The 16,749-nt window shown below is 61.0% G+C and carries 16 protein-coding genes and 2 pseudogenes; 12 read left to right on the top strand and 6 right to left on the bottom strand.

What is annotated here, in order from left to right; translation table 11 throughout:
- Positions 1-5: 5 nt before the first annotated feature.
- The 3 genes and pseudogenes from ACSBPU_RS17875 to ACSBPU_RS17865 form a co-directional block, all read left to right on the top strand.
- Positions 6-323: an HVO_A0114 family putative DNA-binding protein gene (locus ACSBPU_RS17875; RefSeq protein WP_442593169.1), complete on the top strand. Its 318-nt coding sequence runs from the start codon at positions 6-8 to the stop codon at positions 321-323.
- A 111-nt stretch (positions 324-434) separates the two neighbouring features.
- Positions 435-1,985 (top strand): annotated as a pseudogene (gene hsdR, locus ACSBPU_RS17870) (EcoAI/FtnUII family type I restriction enzme subunit R); the annotation flags it as partial.
- Positions 1,986-1,993: 8 nt separating this feature from the next.
- Positions 1,994-2,611, top strand: a pseudogene (locus ACSBPU_RS17865) (DUF1016 N-terminal domain-containing protein); the annotation flags it as partial.
- Positions 2,612-2,760: 149 nt separating this feature from the next.
- Here ACSBPU_RS17865 and ACSBPU_RS17860 read toward each other — a convergent pair.
- Positions 2,761-3,255: an Lrp/AsnC family transcriptional regulator gene (locus ACSBPU_RS17860; protein WP_442593168.1), complete on the bottom strand. Its 495-nt coding sequence runs from the start codon at positions 3,253-3,255 to the stop codon at positions 2,761-2,763.
- Between the two features lie 136 nt (positions 3,256-3,391).
- On the opposite strand from ACSBPU_RS17860, the gene ACSBPU_RS17855 reads away from it, so the two are divergent.
- Positions 3,392-4,600 carry a diaminopropionate ammonia-lyase gene (locus ACSBPU_RS17855; RefSeq protein WP_442593167.1) on the top strand — a complete coding sequence of 403 codons (1,209 nt, stop codon included), beginning with the start codon at positions 3,392-3,394 and terminating at the stop codon, positions 4,598-4,600.
- 11 nt (positions 4,601-4,611) lie between these two features.
- Here ACSBPU_RS17855 and ACSBPU_RS17850 read toward each other — a convergent pair whose 3' ends face one another.
- Together ACSBPU_RS17850 and ACSBPU_RS17845 are read right to left on the bottom strand one after the other, a co-directional pair.
- Positions 4,612-6,471 carry a sensor histidine kinase gene (locus tag ACSBPU_RS17850; RefSeq protein ID WP_442593166.1) on the bottom strand — a complete coding sequence of 620 codons (1,860 nt, stop codon included), beginning with the start codon at positions 6,469-6,471 and terminating at the stop codon, positions 4,612-4,614.
- Positions 6,472-6,479: 8 nt separating this feature from the next.
- Positions 6,480-7,163 carry a LuxR C-terminal-related transcriptional regulator gene (locus ACSBPU_RS17845; protein WP_442593165.1) on the bottom strand — a complete coding sequence of 228 codons (684 nt, stop codon included), beginning with the start codon at positions 7,161-7,163 and terminating at the stop codon, positions 6,480-6,482.
- A gap of 189 nt (positions 7,164-7,352) precedes the next feature.
- Here ACSBPU_RS17845 and ACSBPU_RS17840 point away from each other — a divergent pair, with 189 nt between their 5' ends.
- From ACSBPU_RS17840 to ACSBPU_RS17820, 5 genes are all read left to right on the top strand, one after another.
- On the top strand, positions 7,353-7,685 hold the full coding sequence (locus ACSBPU_RS17840) for a hypothetical protein (RefSeq protein WP_442593164.1): 333 nt from the start codon (positions 7,353-7,355) through the stop codon (positions 7,683-7,685).
- A 247-nt stretch (positions 7,686-7,932) separates the two neighbouring features.
- Positions 7,933-8,733, top strand: coding sequence for a hypothetical protein (locus tag ACSBPU_RS17835; RefSeq protein ID WP_442593163.1), 801 nt, complete (start codon positions 7,933-7,935; stop codon positions 8,731-8,733).
- Between the two features lie 283 nt (positions 8,734-9,016).
- On the top strand, positions 9,017-10,645 hold the full coding sequence (locus ACSBPU_RS17830) for a gamma-glutamyltransferase family protein (protein WP_442593162.1): 1,629 nt from the start codon (positions 9,017-9,019) through the stop codon (positions 10,643-10,645).
- Positions 10,646-10,812: 167 nt separating this feature from the next.
- Positions 10,813-12,012 (top strand): phosphoglycerate dehydrogenase, encoded by a 1,200-nt coding sequence (gene serA, locus ACSBPU_RS17825; RefSeq protein WP_180066684.1) that lies wholly within the window; start codon positions 10,813-10,815, stop codon positions 12,010-12,012.
- 1 nt (position 12,013) lies between these two features.
- Entirely contained in the window at positions 12,014-12,457 is a 444-nt protein-coding gene (locus ACSBPU_RS17820; RefSeq protein ID WP_180066683.1) for a MarR family transcriptional regulator, read from the top strand.
- Here the strand turns inward: ACSBPU_RS17820 and ACSBPU_RS17815 are convergent.
- Genes ACSBPU_RS17815 through ACSBPU_RS17805 form a run of 3 tightly spaced genes read right to left on the bottom strand, consistent with a single transcriptional unit; the run spans position 12,442 to position 14,593 of the window.
- Positions 12,442-12,924, bottom strand: coding sequence for an RrF2 family transcriptional regulator (locus ACSBPU_RS17815; RefSeq protein ID WP_442593161.1), 483 nt, complete (start codon positions 12,922-12,924; stop codon positions 12,442-12,444). The two genes, ACSBPU_RS17820 and ACSBPU_RS17815, sit on opposite strands and share 16 nt — an antisense overlap.
- A 15-nt stretch (positions 12,925-12,939) precedes the next feature.
- A complete protein-coding gene (locus ACSBPU_RS17810) occupies positions 12,940-14,196 on the bottom strand; it encodes an NnrS family protein (RefSeq protein WP_442593160.1) in 1,257 nt (418 codons plus the stop codon).
- A complete protein-coding gene (locus ACSBPU_RS17805) occupies positions 14,189-14,593 on the bottom strand; it encodes a group III truncated hemoglobin (protein ID WP_442593159.1) in 405 nt (134 codons plus the stop codon). The genes ACSBPU_RS17810 and ACSBPU_RS17805 overlap by 8 nt, the downstream gene beginning before the upstream one ends.
- 5 nt (positions 14,594-14,598) lie before the next feature.
- On the opposite strand from ACSBPU_RS17805, the gene ACSBPU_RS17800 reads away from it, so the two are divergent.
- Genes ACSBPU_RS17800 through ACSBPU_RS17790 form a run of 3 tightly spaced genes read left to right on the top strand, consistent with a single transcriptional unit; the run spans position 14,599 to position 16,703 of the window.
- A complete protein-coding gene (locus tag ACSBPU_RS17800) occupies positions 14,599-14,877 on the top strand; it encodes a hypothetical protein (protein WP_442598558.1) in 279 nt (92 codons plus the stop codon).
- The gene (locus tag ACSBPU_RS17795; RefSeq protein ID WP_442598405.1) at positions 14,819-15,859 is read left to right on the top strand and encodes a glycosyltransferase family 2 protein; all 1,041 of its coding nucleotides are present in this window, start codon (positions 14,819-14,821) and stop codon (positions 15,857-15,859) included. The genes ACSBPU_RS17800 and ACSBPU_RS17795 overlap by 59 nt, the downstream gene beginning before the upstream one ends.
- The gene (locus tag ACSBPU_RS17790; RefSeq protein WP_442593157.1) at positions 15,852-16,703 is read left to right on the top strand and encodes a ChbG/HpnK family deacetylase; all 852 of its coding nucleotides are present in this window, start codon (positions 15,852-15,854) and stop codon (positions 16,701-16,703) included. Before ACSBPU_RS17795 ends, ACSBPU_RS17790 begins: the two co-directional genes overlap by 8 nt.
- The last annotated feature ends 46 nt before the right edge of the window (positions 16,704-16,749 follow it).

Genomic DNA, 16,749 nt, shown 5'->3' with positions numbered 1-16,749 from the left:
TGCGCATGAAACGCTGCATTGTCGGTGTTCGGCAACTGGATCGCCCGCCCCAGCAGGGCGGCGAGGTTCCCAGCATCTGGTTCCCATCCTTGGCGTCGCTGGCCGCCGTGCTATCGGATGACAACCGCCGTCTGCTGCACCTGATCCATAACGAGCAGCCTAAGTCTTTGACGGAGCTGGCTGAACTCAGCGGCCGCAAGGTGCCAAACCTGTCTCGCACTCTGAAGACGATGGCCGATTACGGACTGGTTTCACTGCAACGCAATGTTCGCGATGTTCAGCCGACTGCGTTAGCAACCGAATTTCTGGTTGTGTTGGATTGAGGGGCATGGACGAAGAGGATGACGTCGCTACACAGCTACAAGATCGCGCGTCGAGCACCGAACGACAGGCAGGAACAATGGGGAAAGGCCGCATGGAAGGAACTAGATCCTATGAATAAGCAGGCGCTCAGCGAACGCGACATCTGCACCAAGTTCATCACGCCGGCTCTGGAAAAATCCGGATGGGATGTTCTGACCCAGGTGCGCGAAGAGTTCCTGCTGACCAAGGGGCGCATCATCGTGCGCGGCAAACTGCACACACGTGGTCAGCACAAGCGCGCCGACTATGTGCTGTTCCACAAGCCCAACCTGCCCATTGCCGTCATCGAAGCCAAGGACAACAAGCATGCCATCGGCTCGGGCATGCAACAGGCCCTCGGCTATGCCGAAATGCTGCAAGTGCCTTTCGTATTCAGCAGCAATGGAGATGGCTTCCTGTTCCACAACAAGATCGCCAAGGACGGTGTGATCGAGCGCGAACTGAGCCTGGACGAGTTCCCCAATGCCGATACGCTGTGGCAATGGTGGGCAGAGCATCAGGGGCTGAGCACGCAGCAACAGGCCTTGGTAACCCAAGACTACTACAGCGATGGCAGCAACAAGACGCCCCGTTACTATCAATTGCTCGCCATCAACAAGACCATCGAGGCGATAGCCAAAGAGCAGAAGCGCATTCTGCTGGTGATGGCCACGGGCACAGGCAAGACCTATACCGCCTTCCAGATCATCTGGCGGTTGTGGAAGTCGCGTGCCAAGAAACGCATCCTGTTCCTGGCGGACCGCAACATCCTGGTCGATCAGACCATGACCAATGACTTCAAGCCGTTCGGCGCGGCGATGACCAAGATCCAGAAGCGGCAGGCCAACAAGTCCTATGAAATCTACCTGTCGCTTTACCAGGCCGTCACCGGTAACGAAGAAGAACGGAACATCTACAAGCAGTTCAGTCCGGAATTCTTCGATCTGATCGTAATCGACGAATGCCACCGAGGCAGCGCCGCCGAAGATTCGGCCTGGCGCGAGATCCTGACGTATTTCCATTCCGCCACCCAGATCGGCCTGACCGCTACGCCCAGGGAAACCAGGGACGTTTCCAACATCGACTACTTCGGCGAGCCCATCTACACCTACTCGCTACGCCAGGGCATCGACGATGGCTTTCTCGCACCCTACAAGGTAGTGCGCATCGACCTGGACAAAGACCTGACCGGCTGGCGTCCCGACAACGGCATGCTCGACAAGCACGGTAACGAGATCGAAGACCGTATCTACAACCAGCGTAATTTTGACAAGACGCTGGTGCTGGAACAGCGCACGCAAGTGGTGGCGCGCAAGATCAGTGAATACCTGAAGGCCAGCAACCGCTTCGACAAGACCATCGTCTTCTGCGACAACATCGACCATGCCGAACGCATGCGCCAGGCGCTGGTCAACGAAAACGCCGACCTGGTCGCGCAGAACCACCGCTATGTCGTGCGCATCACCGGCGACAACGAAGAAGGCAAGATGGAGTTGGACAACTTCATCTTCCCGGAAAGCAAGTATCCCGTCATCGCTACAACTTCTAAGCTGATGACCACGGGCGTCGATGCCCAGACCTGCAAGCTCATCGTGCTGGATCAGCGCATCCAGTCCATGACCGAATTCAAGCAGACCAGCGGGGAGGCGGAATGAGCGACAAGCCCGTCTCCCTCGTTCCAGCGCCGGAAGATTACGCCAACTGGTTGGGCGAGCTGAAGAACCGCATCCACAGGGCCCAGCAGCGGGCCGCGCTGGCCGTTAACCGCGAGCTGGTACAGCTCTACTGGCAGATTGGCCGTGACATCCTGCAGCGACAGGCCGAGCAAGGCTGGGGAGCCAAGGTCATCGAACGGCTGGCGCACGACCTCAGGACTGCCTTTCCCGAGATGAAGGGCTTTTCCCGTGCCAACCTGATGTACATGCGCTCCTTCGCCGACGCTTGCCCGGATGCGGCAATTGTCCAACAGGCTGTTGGACAATTGCCCTGGGGCCACAACCTGGTATTGCTGGCTAGGCTGAAGCAGCCAGAACAACGCCTAGCCTATGCCCAACGCGCCGTGGAACACGGCTGGTCACGCGCCACACTGGAAATCCATATCGAATCCCGCCTGCTGGAACGGGAAGGCCAGGCAATCACCAACTTCGCCGACCGTCTCCCCGCGTCGGGAACCGATCTGGCTCGGCAAGCCCTCAAGGATCCCTACCTGTTCGACTTCCTGGATGTCGGCCAGGAAGCCAACGAGCGGGAAATTGAGTCAGCGCTGGTGGCCTTTGCCGCGGCCTGGCCGGATGTCGAATTGTGCAACAGGCTTCTGCACAATTGCCTTCGGACCACAATCTAGTAGTGCTGGATCGACTGGAGGAGCAGCGCAACGCTGGACCTATGCACGCGCTGCCTACCGATCAACGTCTAGGGTCAGACCCCGTACGGGGTCTGACCCTGGAGCTCCACGGGCACGTCCATCCCGCATTTGACGCGGTCCATCGCAACGAGGGTCTTGAATGACTTGACGTTGTTGTTGTCGTGAAACAGCGTGTGGGTCAGCGCCACGTACTGTTCCATGTCGCGGACCAGGAAGACCAGCACGAAGTCGCATTCTCCGGCTACGTAGTAGCACTGCTGGATCTGGGGGCAGGCTTTGAAGCTGCGCTGCATTTCCTGAAGAAGATCCAGGCGCTCGTTTTCGACCTGGACCTCGACGATGATGGTCAGGGGATAGCCCAGGGCTTTGGGATTGAGGCGAGCGGTGTAGCCTTCTATGACGCCTGCGCCTGCAAGGATTTTCAAGCGGCGGTTCACCGCCGCGGTCGAGAGGTTCGCACGCTGGCCAAGTTCGCTTTGCGCCGTGCGGACGTCGTGCTGTATGGCCGAGAGCAGCAGGCGGTCGAAGGCGTCGAGCTTTATCGTCATTTGAAATCCGTGCCGGGTAATGCCCGAATATCAGTAAAAAGTACAACTTCAAGCGTTGATTTCAAGAAAATTCATGAAGGTATGGCGAATATTATTTCGGTACCCGTTTCCCTTCAAGGCATATTTCGAGGAACCCATGTTGATCACCAATAAACGCGCCGCTCGCGGGTCCTATCCTGCGGACCTGCAATCCCTCATGAACGTCGAGCGCGCCGAAGAGAGCCGCCGCTGGCTTTATCAGTGGAAGGAAATTGCGCCGTCGGCAACGCCTTTGTACGATCTGCCCGATATCGCGGCACAACTGAAGGTGGCGCGGTTCAGCGTCAAGGACGAATCCGTGCGCTCGCCCCTGGGCAGCTTCAAGGCTTTGGGTGCGCCGATCGCGCTGCTGCGCTGGATCCTGCGTCAGTTTCCGGGCCTGGATCCCGCCGCCGTGTTCTCGGGGCGTTACGCGGATCAACTCAAGAGCCATACCGTGATCAGCGCTACGGACGGCAACCATGGCCGTGCGTTGGCCGCGGCGGCGCGCGACGCGGGCTGTCGCTGCGTGATCGTGCTGCATGCGCAAGTCAGCAAGGAGCGGGAAGATGCCATATCGGGATACGGCGCGCGTATCGTGCGCATCCAGGGAAACTACGACGACTCCGTCGAGGAAGCGGCCCGCCTGGCCGACGCCAATGGCTGGCAAGTCGTTTCCGATACATCCTATGAAGGCTATGAAGAAATCCCCTGCGATGTGATGCAGGGCTATGGGACCATCGCCGCCGAGCTCGTGACGCAGGCCGGAATCCGGGCTGGGAATAAAGGACCCTACACGCACGTCTTTCTGCAGGGCGGCGTGGGTGGCATCGCGGCCGGTATCGCCAGTTATCTATGGGAATACCAAGGCGGGCACCGGCCGCGCTTCATCGTGGTCGAGCCGGCGCAGGCCGATTGCCTCCTGCAGAGCGCGATCCAGGGGAAACCAGCCAAAGCCACGGGCACGGTCGATTCCGTCATGGCGGGTCTGGCTTGCGGCGAGGCCTCGCCCCTGGCCTGGAAGTTCCTGGCACAAGCCATTGATCATTTCATGACGATCGAAGACGATCAGGCTGTCGAGGCGATGCGCATGCTGGCCAGGGGGAGCCGGCGCGACATCCCCATTGTCGCCGGGGAGTCCGGAGTGGTCGGGCTTGCCGCCATGCGGGTATTGCGCCAGAGTGCGGAGCTGTCTGGACAGGCCGGACTGGATGAGCATTCCAGCGTGCTGATGATCAATACCGAAGGCGCGACGGCGGCATCCGTATACCGGGCCTTGACGGGTGAAACCGCGGAGTCCGTGCTGGCTCGTCAGGCAAGCTGGTGAGTGCTCGGGTGTCAGGCGTCAAACGCCACCGTTACGCTCACCACCGTTCCTTCGGCTCCCGACTCCACTTCGAATGTGCCCCCTAGCCTCTCCATGCGCGCAGCCATGCTGCGCATGCCTACGCTCAATCCAGCGCTCCGTACTGCCGCCACGTCGAAACCCACGCCATCGTCTGCGATCACCAAGTGCAGGCGGCCGGCTTCCGGCTGGGCGCACGTTACGCTGACATGGTTGGCCCGGCTGTGTTTGATGACATTGGACAGTGCTTCTTCCACCAGCCGCGTCAGTCCCAGGCATAGCAGCGCGTTGGGCGGATGGCGCCAGCGCTCATCGACTGCCCAGCTCGACCTTACTTCCATCTCGTCGAACAAGCGCGTAAAACGATGGCGCAAGGGGGCGGCCCACTGCACAGGGGTAGCCGGCACCGTTGCACCGGCGCTGGATCCGTGGTCGATCACTTGCCGCAAGTCGTCGCGCAGCAGCTTCAGCAGAGACAGCATGCGTTCATTGGACAAAGGCTGCGGTGCTTGTTCCACCAAGGCCATGCTGCGCACCAAGCTGCCGCCCAGGCCGTCGTGCAAGTCGTGGACGATATGCATGCGTTCCTGCAGCATGGCATGAGTCAGCGCCTGTTTATGTTCCCGTTGCAGGACGTCGGCCAGTTCGGCGCGGGCACCTGCGACGTGCGCTTCCAGCTCATGATTGAATGATTCGATACGCTGCATGCCCGCGACGAGCCGTCCACCCAAAAGCAGGGCCATGAATATCGCCGTGACCAAGCTGGTGACCGCTCCCCACATATCGTGCGCGCGCCATCCACTGAGCAGCACCGCGAGGTCGTGCACTCCCACGACCAGAAACACCAGCCAGCAGAGCGCCAGCAACACATGTTGTGGATTGCGCGTTCGCCAGGCATGGAACGGGAACTGCGCGCAATTGGCCAGGAAGATCAGCACGAAGGCTCCCCAGGACAGCTCGATGATGGGTCGCGGCGCCAGCAGCGAGACAAGCAAGCCCACCATGGTCGCCATCCACAGCGACCGTTCCAATCGAGGCAGATGCTGGCCGCTGAACCGCCAGGTGAACAGGCAGAAGCACAGCACGTACAACAGAAAGGCCATGTTGTTCAAGCGAGAGTAGGACAAGGTATCGGACAAAGGCCAGGGAGTGACGGCCAGCATCGTCGATAGATACAGCACCCAGCACAGGGACATCGCCGCGTACCAGCCAAAGGCACGTTCGCGGCGGCGCATGCACCACACCACCAGGAATACCCCGCCCAGGGCGCTCGACAAGCCCAGCGTAATATAGTGGACCGTGCGCTGGCGCCAGAAGCTGTGTGCATGAGCGTCCTGGACCTGTGCAGCGGGTCCCAGCCGCAGCCTGCCCAGTCCTGGTGACAGGTCGGGGCGGCCAACTGTGCGAATCCAGATTGTATTCACGCCGGTTCGCAAGGCGGACTCCGGCAGGATCCACCAGCGCGGCATGTTCCAGCTCATGGATAGCGGTTCCACCAATGACATGTCGCTCCACAAATGCTCATCATTGATATAGACCTCGCCGGCCATGCTGATGCCATCGATCCCCAGGCCTGCTTTCTGAGCGACGCCGCCGGTGCTATCGCAGTCGCGCGTCCAATCGATGCGGTACCACACCGCGCCATCGTGGCCGGGCCAGCGGCGTGCCCATAGGTCGGGCAGTGTCACCGATACCCAATCCTTGGTCGGTGCGCCGCGGCTCGATGGATCTTCCCTGGCTGCACTCGTTGCCAGTATCCGTGGCGCGCAGGCATCGGCGGCGGTGGCTGGCCCGGCCCAGGCGGGAAGGCCTGCCAGCAGCCCCCACAAAAGGATCAGCCACCAGCCGGCCATTTGCGTCCTCACTCAATGACCCCGCGCTCCCGCGCCGTGCGTACCGCCATGGTGCGCGAGGATACGGCCAGCTTGCGATAGATGCGCTTGATGTGGCTTTCCACCGTGTAGCGTGAAAGAAACAGCTGCTCGGCGATTTCACGATTGGTCAGGCCATCCGCGACCAGTCGCAGAATCTGTTCTTCGCGCTCGCTGAGCGCTTCGCCTCGTGCCATGGCCGGCGGCCTGGCGGGAATCGGCAGCAATTCCAGTATGCGCCGCGCGATGAAAGGGTCGATAGGCGCTCCGCCGCGCAACACACTGCGGATCGACATGGACACTTCGATATCATCGCGCTCCTTGAGCACATAGCCCGTGGCGCCGGCGCGCAGCGCGCTCAGAATGGATTCTTCGGTGCTCCAGGCTGAAATCACCAATATTCCCAGGCTGGGATTGTCGGCGCGAATTTGCTCGATCAGGGCCAGCCCGCTACCGTCGGGCAGCATCAAGTCGATCAGCGCCAATGCTACCGGCTGATGGGCCAGGCATGCGCGGGCATCTGCCTGCGAGGCTGCAAATACCAGCGCGTCGGGTGAATAGCCCAATTGCAGCAAAATGCCGCGCAAGCGCAATTGCAGGAGCGGTTCGTCCTCCACGACCAGCACCGGAGCCGGCAGGGCGATGTCAAGGAAGGGAAGTGTAGCGGTGCTCATGCCTGGGGCTCATTCAATTTTCTACAGGCGAACAACGGCCGCCGAGGTATGGCGCAGCATTTTAGGCCGAAATACCCAGTTTCAGGGATATGGCAAACGCGCGATGGTCCGTAATATTGCGGGCTGCGCGACGGCCCATGCGGGCGTAAGCGCCGTACAGCCTCCGTAACAACCCATTCATGAGTATTTATGTCTAAATTCCGCTCGCTCTTGCTCTTCACAGCCGTTGCCGGCACGACGCTGACCACCGGTGTCGCAACCGCAGCCGACCGCCGCGTCGAAATCGTCAACAAGACCGGCGTCACGCTGGTGGCTTTCCATGCGTCACGCGCCTCTACCACCGACTGGGAGGAAAACATCATTTCCGGACAGAAGCTCAAGTCCGGCCAGTCCATCGTCATCAACATCAACGATGGCACGGGCGCTTGCAAGTTCGATTTTCTGGGCAAGTTTTCGGACGGAGAAGAGGTCGTCAGCGAGGACAACGACGTTTGCACGCTCGAGCAATTCACTTTCGAGTAGTTTGCCTCATAAAAAATCTTGTATTGTCCTGAAATGTTTGGTTATTCTATAGCCGGACGACTGAAACGGCCACGCTGCCCACCATAGGGCAGCGTGCTGAAGAAGCGCCAGAATCAATAATAAAAACAGGAGGCAAGAACAAGAACCAGCAATCCGCTCGTGGCTGACAGCAGCCATTGCAACGAATTTACCTGACTCATCATTTTATGAACGCAAGCCGCGCGCTGCGCTCATTGGAGATTATTTCATGGTTGCACTGAGCTTATTCGATTCGCAGTTTTACCTGAAGCACAACCCCGACGTCGCCGCAGCCGTCCAGCAAGGCTGGATCACGGCGGTTGAACATTTCCAGCAGTACGGCATGGCCGAAGGCCGTTCACCATTTTCGTTGTTCAACGCCGAATACTATTTGGCGATGAATCCGGACGTGGCTCAGGCCGTTTCAACCGGCGCCGCGTCCGTCGTCCAGCATTTCATGTCGTTCGGCGCGAATGAAACCCGCGACTTCAGTCCTTTGTTCGACGTGCAAGCCTACTTGGACGCGAATCCCGATGTGCGCGAGGCCGTGCAACAGGGCCAGATTTCGGCGACGCAACATTTTCTGCAGCACGGCGTTGCCGAGGCGCGCGACCTGGGCAACGGCGTGAATCTGTCCGATTTCGCGCAGGACCCGATATTCTCCACCGCCATTGCCAATGGAAACCTGCAAGCGGCGGTAGAGCGCCTGGGTGACGTCATTCCTTTTCTTCCGACTTTCATTGCACCAACCGGCTGGCAAGTGATTCCCATCCATGCCCTCGCCGGCCAGGATTTCGTGCTGCCGGCGTGGCTGGGGCCGGGCATTACCGGGATGATCCAGAACCTGCAGACCAAGATCCTGGAATCGGGCCTGCTGGATCCGTCCAACCTGAATCCGGACGGCACGGGCCTGAAAGATCCTACCGCCCTCATCAACCTGGTGTGGGAGGAGCTCTACGGTACCAGTCCCATAGACATCATCGGCGTCCTGCCGCCGGGGGTCGACATCCCGGGCTTTCCTGGCACTTGATTCAGTGGGGGGTCAGACCCCGAACGGGGTCTGACCCCTTTCCTTCATCCGGCAATGGTTTCGAGGGGGCCGGGGTCAGACCCTTGGGTCTGACCCCATATCTTTTTGTCCGGCAGTGTGTACCAGGGGTCAGACCCACGGGTCTGACCCCGCATCTTTTTGTCCGGCAGCCCGTTCCAGGGTCAGACCCCGTTCGGGGTCTGACCCTTCGACCCTTCGTGAATTGCCCTAATTCGCATTTGATAGTAGCTTAGACGTTTTGCCTTCGTCGTTTTTTCCGCACATGAAAGAATTCAACTGGTCCAATCCCTATCCCACGCCTCGTATTCCGCTTTTTGCGCGCAATGTGGTGTCCACTTCCCATCCCTTGGCCGCGCAGGCCGGGTTGCGCATGCTGCTGCGTGGCGGAAACGCCGTTGACGCGATCATTGCCGCCGCGGCAACGATCACGCTGGTGGAGCCCGTGTCATGCGGCATAGGCGGCGACTGCTTCGCCATACTCTGGGATGGCAAGAAGCTGCACGGCCTCAACTCCTCCGGAGTCGCTCCCGCAGCCTGGAACGTCGAGTATTTCAAGCGCAAGTACGGCGTCGGCCCCGACGGCTTGGCAAAGAGGCCCATGCGTGGCTGGGACACGGTCACGGTACCCGGCGTCGTTGCAGGCTGGGCCGCGCTGCACGGCAAGTTCGGCACATTGCCCTTCGAGGATCTGTTCGAGCCGGCCATCGAAATCGCCGAGCGCGGCTACGCCGTTCCGCCCATTGTGGCAGGAAAATGGAGCCGGGCGGCAGACGAGCTCAAGGACCAGCCCGGCTATGCGCAGGCCTTCATGCCGCAGGGAAGGGCGCCGCGCATCGGCGAGTACTTCCGCTTCAAGGACGCGGCCGATACCTTGCGCCGCATCGCTCAATCGCATGGCCGGGACTTCTACGAAGGTGTGCTGGCCGAGAAAATCGCCGCCTTCAGCAAAGAGTGCGGCGCCGCCATGACTCTGGAAGACTTGCGCGGCTACAAGCCGGAATGGGTCGAGCCCATTTCGCGCGACTATCACGGCTACACGCTGCACGAAATTCCTCCCAACGGACAGGGCATCGCGGCCCTCATCGCGCTGGGCATCGCGGAACGCTTCGACTTGCGCAATATCCCTGTCGACTCGGTCGAGTCGCAGCACATCCAGATCGAAGCCATGAAACTGGCCTTCGCCGACTTGTATCGCTACGTGTCGGATCCGCGCAGCATGGACGTCACCCCGGAGCAAATGCTGGATGACAACTACCTGGACAGCCGTGCCAAACTCATACGCCTGGACCAGGCCACGCACTTCCAGGCGGGCCGTCCGCATGCAGGCGGCACCATATACCTGACCGCCGCCGACGAGAAAGGCATGATGGTTTCCTTCATCCAGTCCAACTACATGGGATTCGGGTCGGGGGTGGTGGTGCCCGGCACCGGCATCAGCCTGCAGAACAGGGGCTATGGGTTCTCGATGGACCCGGCTTCGCCGAACGTCGTCGACGGCGGCAAAAGGCCTTTCCATACCATCATCCCGGGTTTCCTGACCCGCAACGGCAGCCCGGTCATGAGTTTCGGCGTCATGGGCGGCGACATGCAGCCGCAAGGCCATATGCAGACGGTGATCCGCATGATCGATTACGATCAGCAGCCGCAAGCCGCATGCTGCGCGCCGCGGTGGAAAGTCAACCGCGACTTCTCCGTGGACCTGGAGTCGACCATTCCAAGGCCGGTGGCCGAAGGCCTGCGCGCCCTGGGCCATCAGCTGCATTCAGTGGATGATCCCTACATGGACTTCGGCGCAGGCCAGTTCATCTGGCGCATGTCTGAAACCGACAACGAGCACGGCTATGTGGCGGCCAGCGACGGGCGGCGGGACGGGCAGGCCGTGGGATTCTGACCGCATTGCTCAAACCAGGGCTCAGACTGCGTATGGGGTCTGAGCCCGCCTCCGCTGGATGGTCGTTGATGTTGCGTTGCACTAATCCCTGCTTGCGCGATGGGTTCACGAGTATTTCGTCCTAAAATGGTCCACAATAAAGCCTTTATTGTCAGTCGGGATATTCAATGACGCGCATCGTTTTGTTCGAAAACATTCACCCCAGCGCAAGGGAAGTCTTCAACGCGGCAGGCTTCGAGGACATCGTCACCCACGCCTCCTCGCTGCCTCCCGACGCGCTGCGCGAAGCCTTGCGCGGCGCGCATCTCGTCGGCATCCGGTCCCGCACGCACCTCGATGCGGCCTTGCTGGCGGAAGCGCCGGATCTCAGGGCCGTCGGCTGCTTCTGCATAGGCACCAACCAGGTGGACCTGGAGTCCGCCATGATGCACGGCGTGCCGGTGTTCAACGCGCCGTTCTCCAATACGCGCTCGGTGGCGGAACTGGTGCTGGGCGAGGCTATTTTGTTGCTGCGCCGCATACCCGAAAAGAATGACCGGGTGCATCACGGCCATTGGGACAAGACAGCGGAAGGCGCCTACGAGGCCCGTGGCAAGACCCTGGGCATCATCGGCTATGGCAACATCGGCTCCCAGGTCGGTACGCTGGCCGAGGCCGCGGGCATGCGGGTGATTTTCCACGACATCGAAGCCAAGCTGCCGCTGGGCAATGCGCGCGCCATGACCTCGCTGAAGAAACTGCTGACGCAGGCCGACGTGGTCACGTTGCATGTGCCGGGCGGCAAGAGCACCCATAACATCATCGACGCCGCCGCAATCGCTTGCATGAAGCGCGGAGCCATCCTCATCAACGCCTCGCGCGGCACGGTGGTCGACATCGACGCATTGTGCGCCGCGCTCGATTCGGGCCACCTGTCGGGCGCCGCGCTCGACGTGTTCCCCGTCGAGCCCAAAAGCGTCGACGAACCCCTCGCCAGCCCGCTCATCGGCAAGCGCAACGTTATCCTGACGCCCCATATCGGCGGCAGCACCCAGGAATCACAAGAGAACATCGGCCGGGAAGTGGCCGAAAAGCTTGCCCGCTTCGTACTCAGCGGCACCACCAAAGGGGCGGTGAATTTCCCTGAAATTCCCTACCAGCCGGTAGCGGGCGCGGCGCGCATACTGCACGTACACCGCAATCTGCCCGGCGCGATGGGCACCCTGAGCAACATGATGGCCGAGCATGGGCTCAACATTGCCAGCCAGCAGCTCCAGACGCGTGGCCAGATCGGCTATGTGATCACCGATGTTGAAGGCACGGTGGACGACACCGTCATGTCGGTCCTGCGTGCGCATCCCATCACGGTGCGTTGCGACCTGGCCTGAGATGACGTCGTACAACAACCCCTCCAGGAGCCCGGACGGCAATCCCACGCCGGCCGATTACCAAGCTCTTGCGACTTTTCGGCTTGCGCTGCGCCGGTTTTCGGCCTTCAGCGAAGAGGCGGCGATGAAGGCCGGCCTGATGCCCCAACAGCATCAGGCGCTGCTCATCATCAAGGCGATGAGCGTCGACGATAAGTCGCCCAACGTGGGCGATATTGCCGCGCAATTGCTCATCCGGCATCACAGCGCGGTCGAGCTCATCAATCGTCTGGTCCGCATGGAGCTCGTCCAACGTTTCCGGGACCCGGCTGATCGGCGCCGCGTGCGGGTCGCGCTGACCACCCTGGCCGAGCGCAAGCTGGCGATACTGTCTACCGCCCATTTGAACGAACTACGGGCCGTGCGTCCCGAGCTGATCAAATTGCTGCGCTATTTCGAGCCCTGATCCGCGGGGCTGTATACGTCTTTTGCCAGTTTCACGTATTGCGCCAAAGGCGCCGAGGCGGCCGGAGGACCCGGCATGATGTCCGCCAGCGTGTATTGCTCGAAGTGGCGCAGGAACTGCTGCAGCGCTCCTTGTACCACGCCGGTCAGACCGCAGCGATCCGACAGTATGCAGCGGCTGCTGCCGTCATCCAGGCATTCCACCAGCGCAAAATCGTTTTCCATGTCGCGCAGGATGGCGCCCAGGTTGATCTCTTCGGGCGGACGGGCCAGCCGCATGCCGCCATGCTTTCCGCGCAGCGTCTCCAGCCAGCCATGCTGGGCGAGCCGATGCGTGACCTTCATGAGGTGCGGCTCGGACACATCGTAGTACCGGGCGATTTCGGCAATCGTGCATAGGCGGTCGGGGTGCTGCGCCACATACATCAGCATGCGCATGGCGTAGTCGGTCATGGTGGTGAGGCGCATGGGATGGAACCTTGTTCAACGGATGTTGGACGCGAGCGGAGCGCCGGCCGGCTTCGCCGGTTGCGGGACCGGCGCCGTATAGCGTGGCCGTATCAGCATGGGTACGAAGCGCCACAGATACAGCCCCATGCAGGCGATCCAGCTCAGCGCGGCGGCATGCAGGAGATGCAAGGTCGCACTCGACGGCCACAGGGCGGCCAGGCGCAGCACCACCGCGGCGATCATGAGGTAATAGCTGAGAAGCATGCTGCCGTCCAGCGCCAGGGGTCTGCCCAGGTGTCCCAATGCGGTCCGCGTGAGCATGCCGATGATCAGGACGGCGAAGCCGCCCATGCCGATAAGATGCACATGCGCGGCGTTTCGCGCCAAGACGCCGGTACTCAGGCCGCCAAGTTGCACGGCTGCGACCATCAGCCCGATGCCCATGGCGCCATAGCCCAGGTAAAGAATCCACAGCATGGGCTTATGCAGCACCGCGAGCGGTTTCCAGCGCGCCAGTTGCCAGAGGCTCACCAGCCCGACCACGAAAAGCGCCGCGCCCATGGCTTTGCCTTGTCCGGCCAGGCCCAGCAAGATAGCCGCGGCGCTGAGAACGAGCTGCACATGGCCGCTGCGCACCAGCATCGGAATTTCCAGCCCGGGAACCATGCGCATGGAGAAAAAGGGAATGACGCGCCGGGCAATGAGCAGGGCGATCATGGCCATGCAGAGCAGGCCCAGGTCGAAATGCTGCATGAGCGCAATGTAGTCGCCCCGGAGCGTGGCGCGCAGGAACAGGGCATCGGCAATGCCCAGTGCCAGCAGCATGAAGGGCACGCCATAGTTGCGCCGGCTTTTACCCTTGATCATGACCCGCATCAGGCAGGCGGCGCTGATCAGATAGAAGGCGAGCTCGCTGGCGCAGGCGATATGGAAGGCGGTTTCCCCGCCGGCGAGAAAGCCGATGCGGGCGATCAGCCACAGCGCAGTCAGGCCGGCAAGCGGCCATCCTTTCAAGGGGTTGAAGCCGGTCCAGGTCGCGCTGGCGGTGAGCAGGAAAGCCACGGCGATGGTGCCGATAAAGGCCCAGAGCATTTCATGGGCATGCCAGGCGACGCCGCCCAATGGCATCGACAGCCATTGAGGCGCGTAGATCCAGATGCCGATGGATACCAGGGCCCATGCGCAACCGGCGATATACAGCGGCCGGAATCCCAGGCTGAGGAAAGCGGTGAGATCAGGCTTGTCCGGGCGTGGCTTGCGGGGTTCGGAAATGGAAAGAAGCTCAGCCATGATGGAGTTCCGTGGGAAGGCGATTCGGGTGGTTGTTGATCTGGTATCCGTACCAGAGGCTGCGTGCGATGCGATGCGCGAATTTTTCCGCTTCTTCCGCGAAAACGCGATTGGGAAGCTCGATCGTCGTTTCATGAAAGAGGGCAAGCCAGTGGCGGAACATCTCTGCATTCAGGTCCGGCAGCGCGATGTGCTTGGGCATGGGTGTGCCGCTGTATGTGCCCGAACCCAGGAACAAGGACGACCAGAATCGCACCATGATCGCCAGATGCGTGTCCCAGTCATGGATATGGGCGTCGAACACCGGGCCCAGCGTGGGATCCGCACGCACCCTTTCATAGAATCGGTGGACCAGGGTGGTGATCTCTTCTTCAGTGGTGAGGTCGGAACGGCTCATGGAGTGTGGAATCCTGGAAGCGGGAAAAGGAAGAAGCGGCGTTGCCGCATAAAGATGAATTTAAAAGTAATCTTATAAAAAATGTGTCTTCGCGTCAACGGAAAGACGCTGCGAAACCGCTAAAACGACACAATGGCGCGGGTCTAAGTTATGATCAAGTATTGTCACGTTTTGAAAAAATATCGTGGCTGCCTGGTTTTCCATCCGGCCTTTTGCTTTCCGCCCATGCCTGTTTCCCATTCAAAACCCCTTACCTTGAGCTGCGTCGTTCCGTGCCTCAATGAAAGCGCGAATCTCAATGTGTTGTTGCCGGCATTGATGGCGGTTCTTCAACCCCTGGTTGCGGAATACGAGATCATCGTCGTGGACGACGGCAGTACCGACGCCACGCCGGCCGCCATGCAGGAGTGGGCGCAGCGCCATCCCCAGATCGTCTACGTGCAATTGTCGCGCAATTTCGGCAAGGAAGCCGCGCTCACCGCAGGGCTGGAGGCCGCCGTCGGGCAGGTGGTGGTGTGCATGGATGCCGATCTTCAGCATCCGCCGGCATTGATTCCCAAGATGCTGGAGCGCTGGCGCGACGGCGTGGAAATGGTCTATGCGGTACGCGCTTCCCGTGCCGATGAATCCGTCTTCAAGCGGGTGGGCACGCGTATTTTCTACAAGCTGATGCGCACCCCGGGCGGCATGCAGGTACCCGAGAACGCCGGGGACTTCCGCCTCATGGACCGCGCGGTCGTCGATGCCTTGCTGCAGCTGCCCGAACGCAACCGTTTCATGAAAGGGCTGTTTGCCTGGGTGGGCTTCCAGTCCGAGCCCATGATGTATTCGCCACCCGAGCGCCTGTACGGAAAGTCCACGTTCCGGCCCTTCAAGCTGTTCCGCTTCGCGGTCGACGGCCTCACCGCATTCACGACCTGGCCTTTGCGGCTGTTGAGCATCTGCGGCTGTTTCCTGTCCCTGCTTTCTTTTTCCTATGGGCTGTACATCGTCATCAAGCATTTGATGTATGGCGATCCCGTCCAGGGCTGGACCACGCTCATCACCGTGGTGCTTTTTTTTGCGGGGGTGCAGCTCATCTCCGTTGGTCTGCTGGGCGAATACATTGCCCGCATTTTCGGCGAGGTCAAGAACCGGCCCGTGTATCTGGTGCGGCGCCGCGAAGGCCTTGGCGTGGGCCGGCAGTCCGCCGTGCAGGCGTCCTCGGCACTGGTCAGCCCTTTGCGGCCCAGGCGTTCCGACACGATGAACGTCGTCAATGAGTAGGCCGGCGCAAGAAGGCGTTTTCCCCGACCGCAAGCATATTGTTATCTGCGCCGACGATTTCGGCATCGACCCGGCTGCGGACGAAGCCATTCTGCAGCTTGCCGGGCTGGGTCGCCTCAATGCCACCAGTTGCCTGGCGGAAGGCCCCGGCTTTTCCGGCCACGCATCCGCCTTGCGAGCATCAGGCCTGCAACTGGGCCTGCACCTGAACTTTACCGAATCCATCGGCAGCACCGTGGTGCACATGCCGGTTTCCGCGCTGATCCTCAAGGCCTGGTTGCGGCGCCTGCCCGCGGCGCAGGTCGACGCGCAAATTGCCAGGCAGCTGGATGCGTTCGAGGCCGCGTTGGGCGGTCCGCCCGATTTCGTGGATGGGCATCAGCATGTGCATCAGTTTCCAGTCATTCGGGACGCGTTGTTGCGCACGCTGGCGCAAAGGTATGGCGGCAGGCTGCCCTGGCTGCGCTATACCCGGACGGGGCAAATGAATGGTGTGCCAATGGGCTTGCGGGTCAAGGCAGGAATCATCGGTCTTCTGGGGGCCCGGGCCTTCGCGGGCAGGGCGCGCGGCATGGGGTTTCGCATGAACCGCCGTTTTCTAGGTGTCTACGATTTTCAGGGGGGGCGGACAGTCTACGCAGGCCTGCTGCAAAGCTGGCTTGCGGGAGCGGAAGACGGCGATTTGATGATGTGCCACCCGGCAACACGCACGATTCCGGGCGACGAGGTGGGCAAGCAGCGCCGGGCCGAATTCGATGTGCTGAAGAGCGACGAGATGGCGGAGTGGCTGGCGGTGAACCGGCTTAGCTTGGGGTCAGACCCCAAATGGGGTCTGACCCCTTGACGCGAATTGTGAGGGGTCAGACCCGATAGGGTCTGACCCCATGCAC

The sequence above is a fragment of the Parapusillimonas sp. JC17 genome (assembly GCF_052180245.1).
Lineage (GTDB): Bacteria > Pseudomonadota > Gammaproteobacteria > Burkholderiales > Burkholderiaceae_B > Parapusillimonas.
The sequence above is the reverse complement of the archived record's forward strand: the minus strand, read 5'-3'. Positions and strand labels throughout refer to the sequence as shown.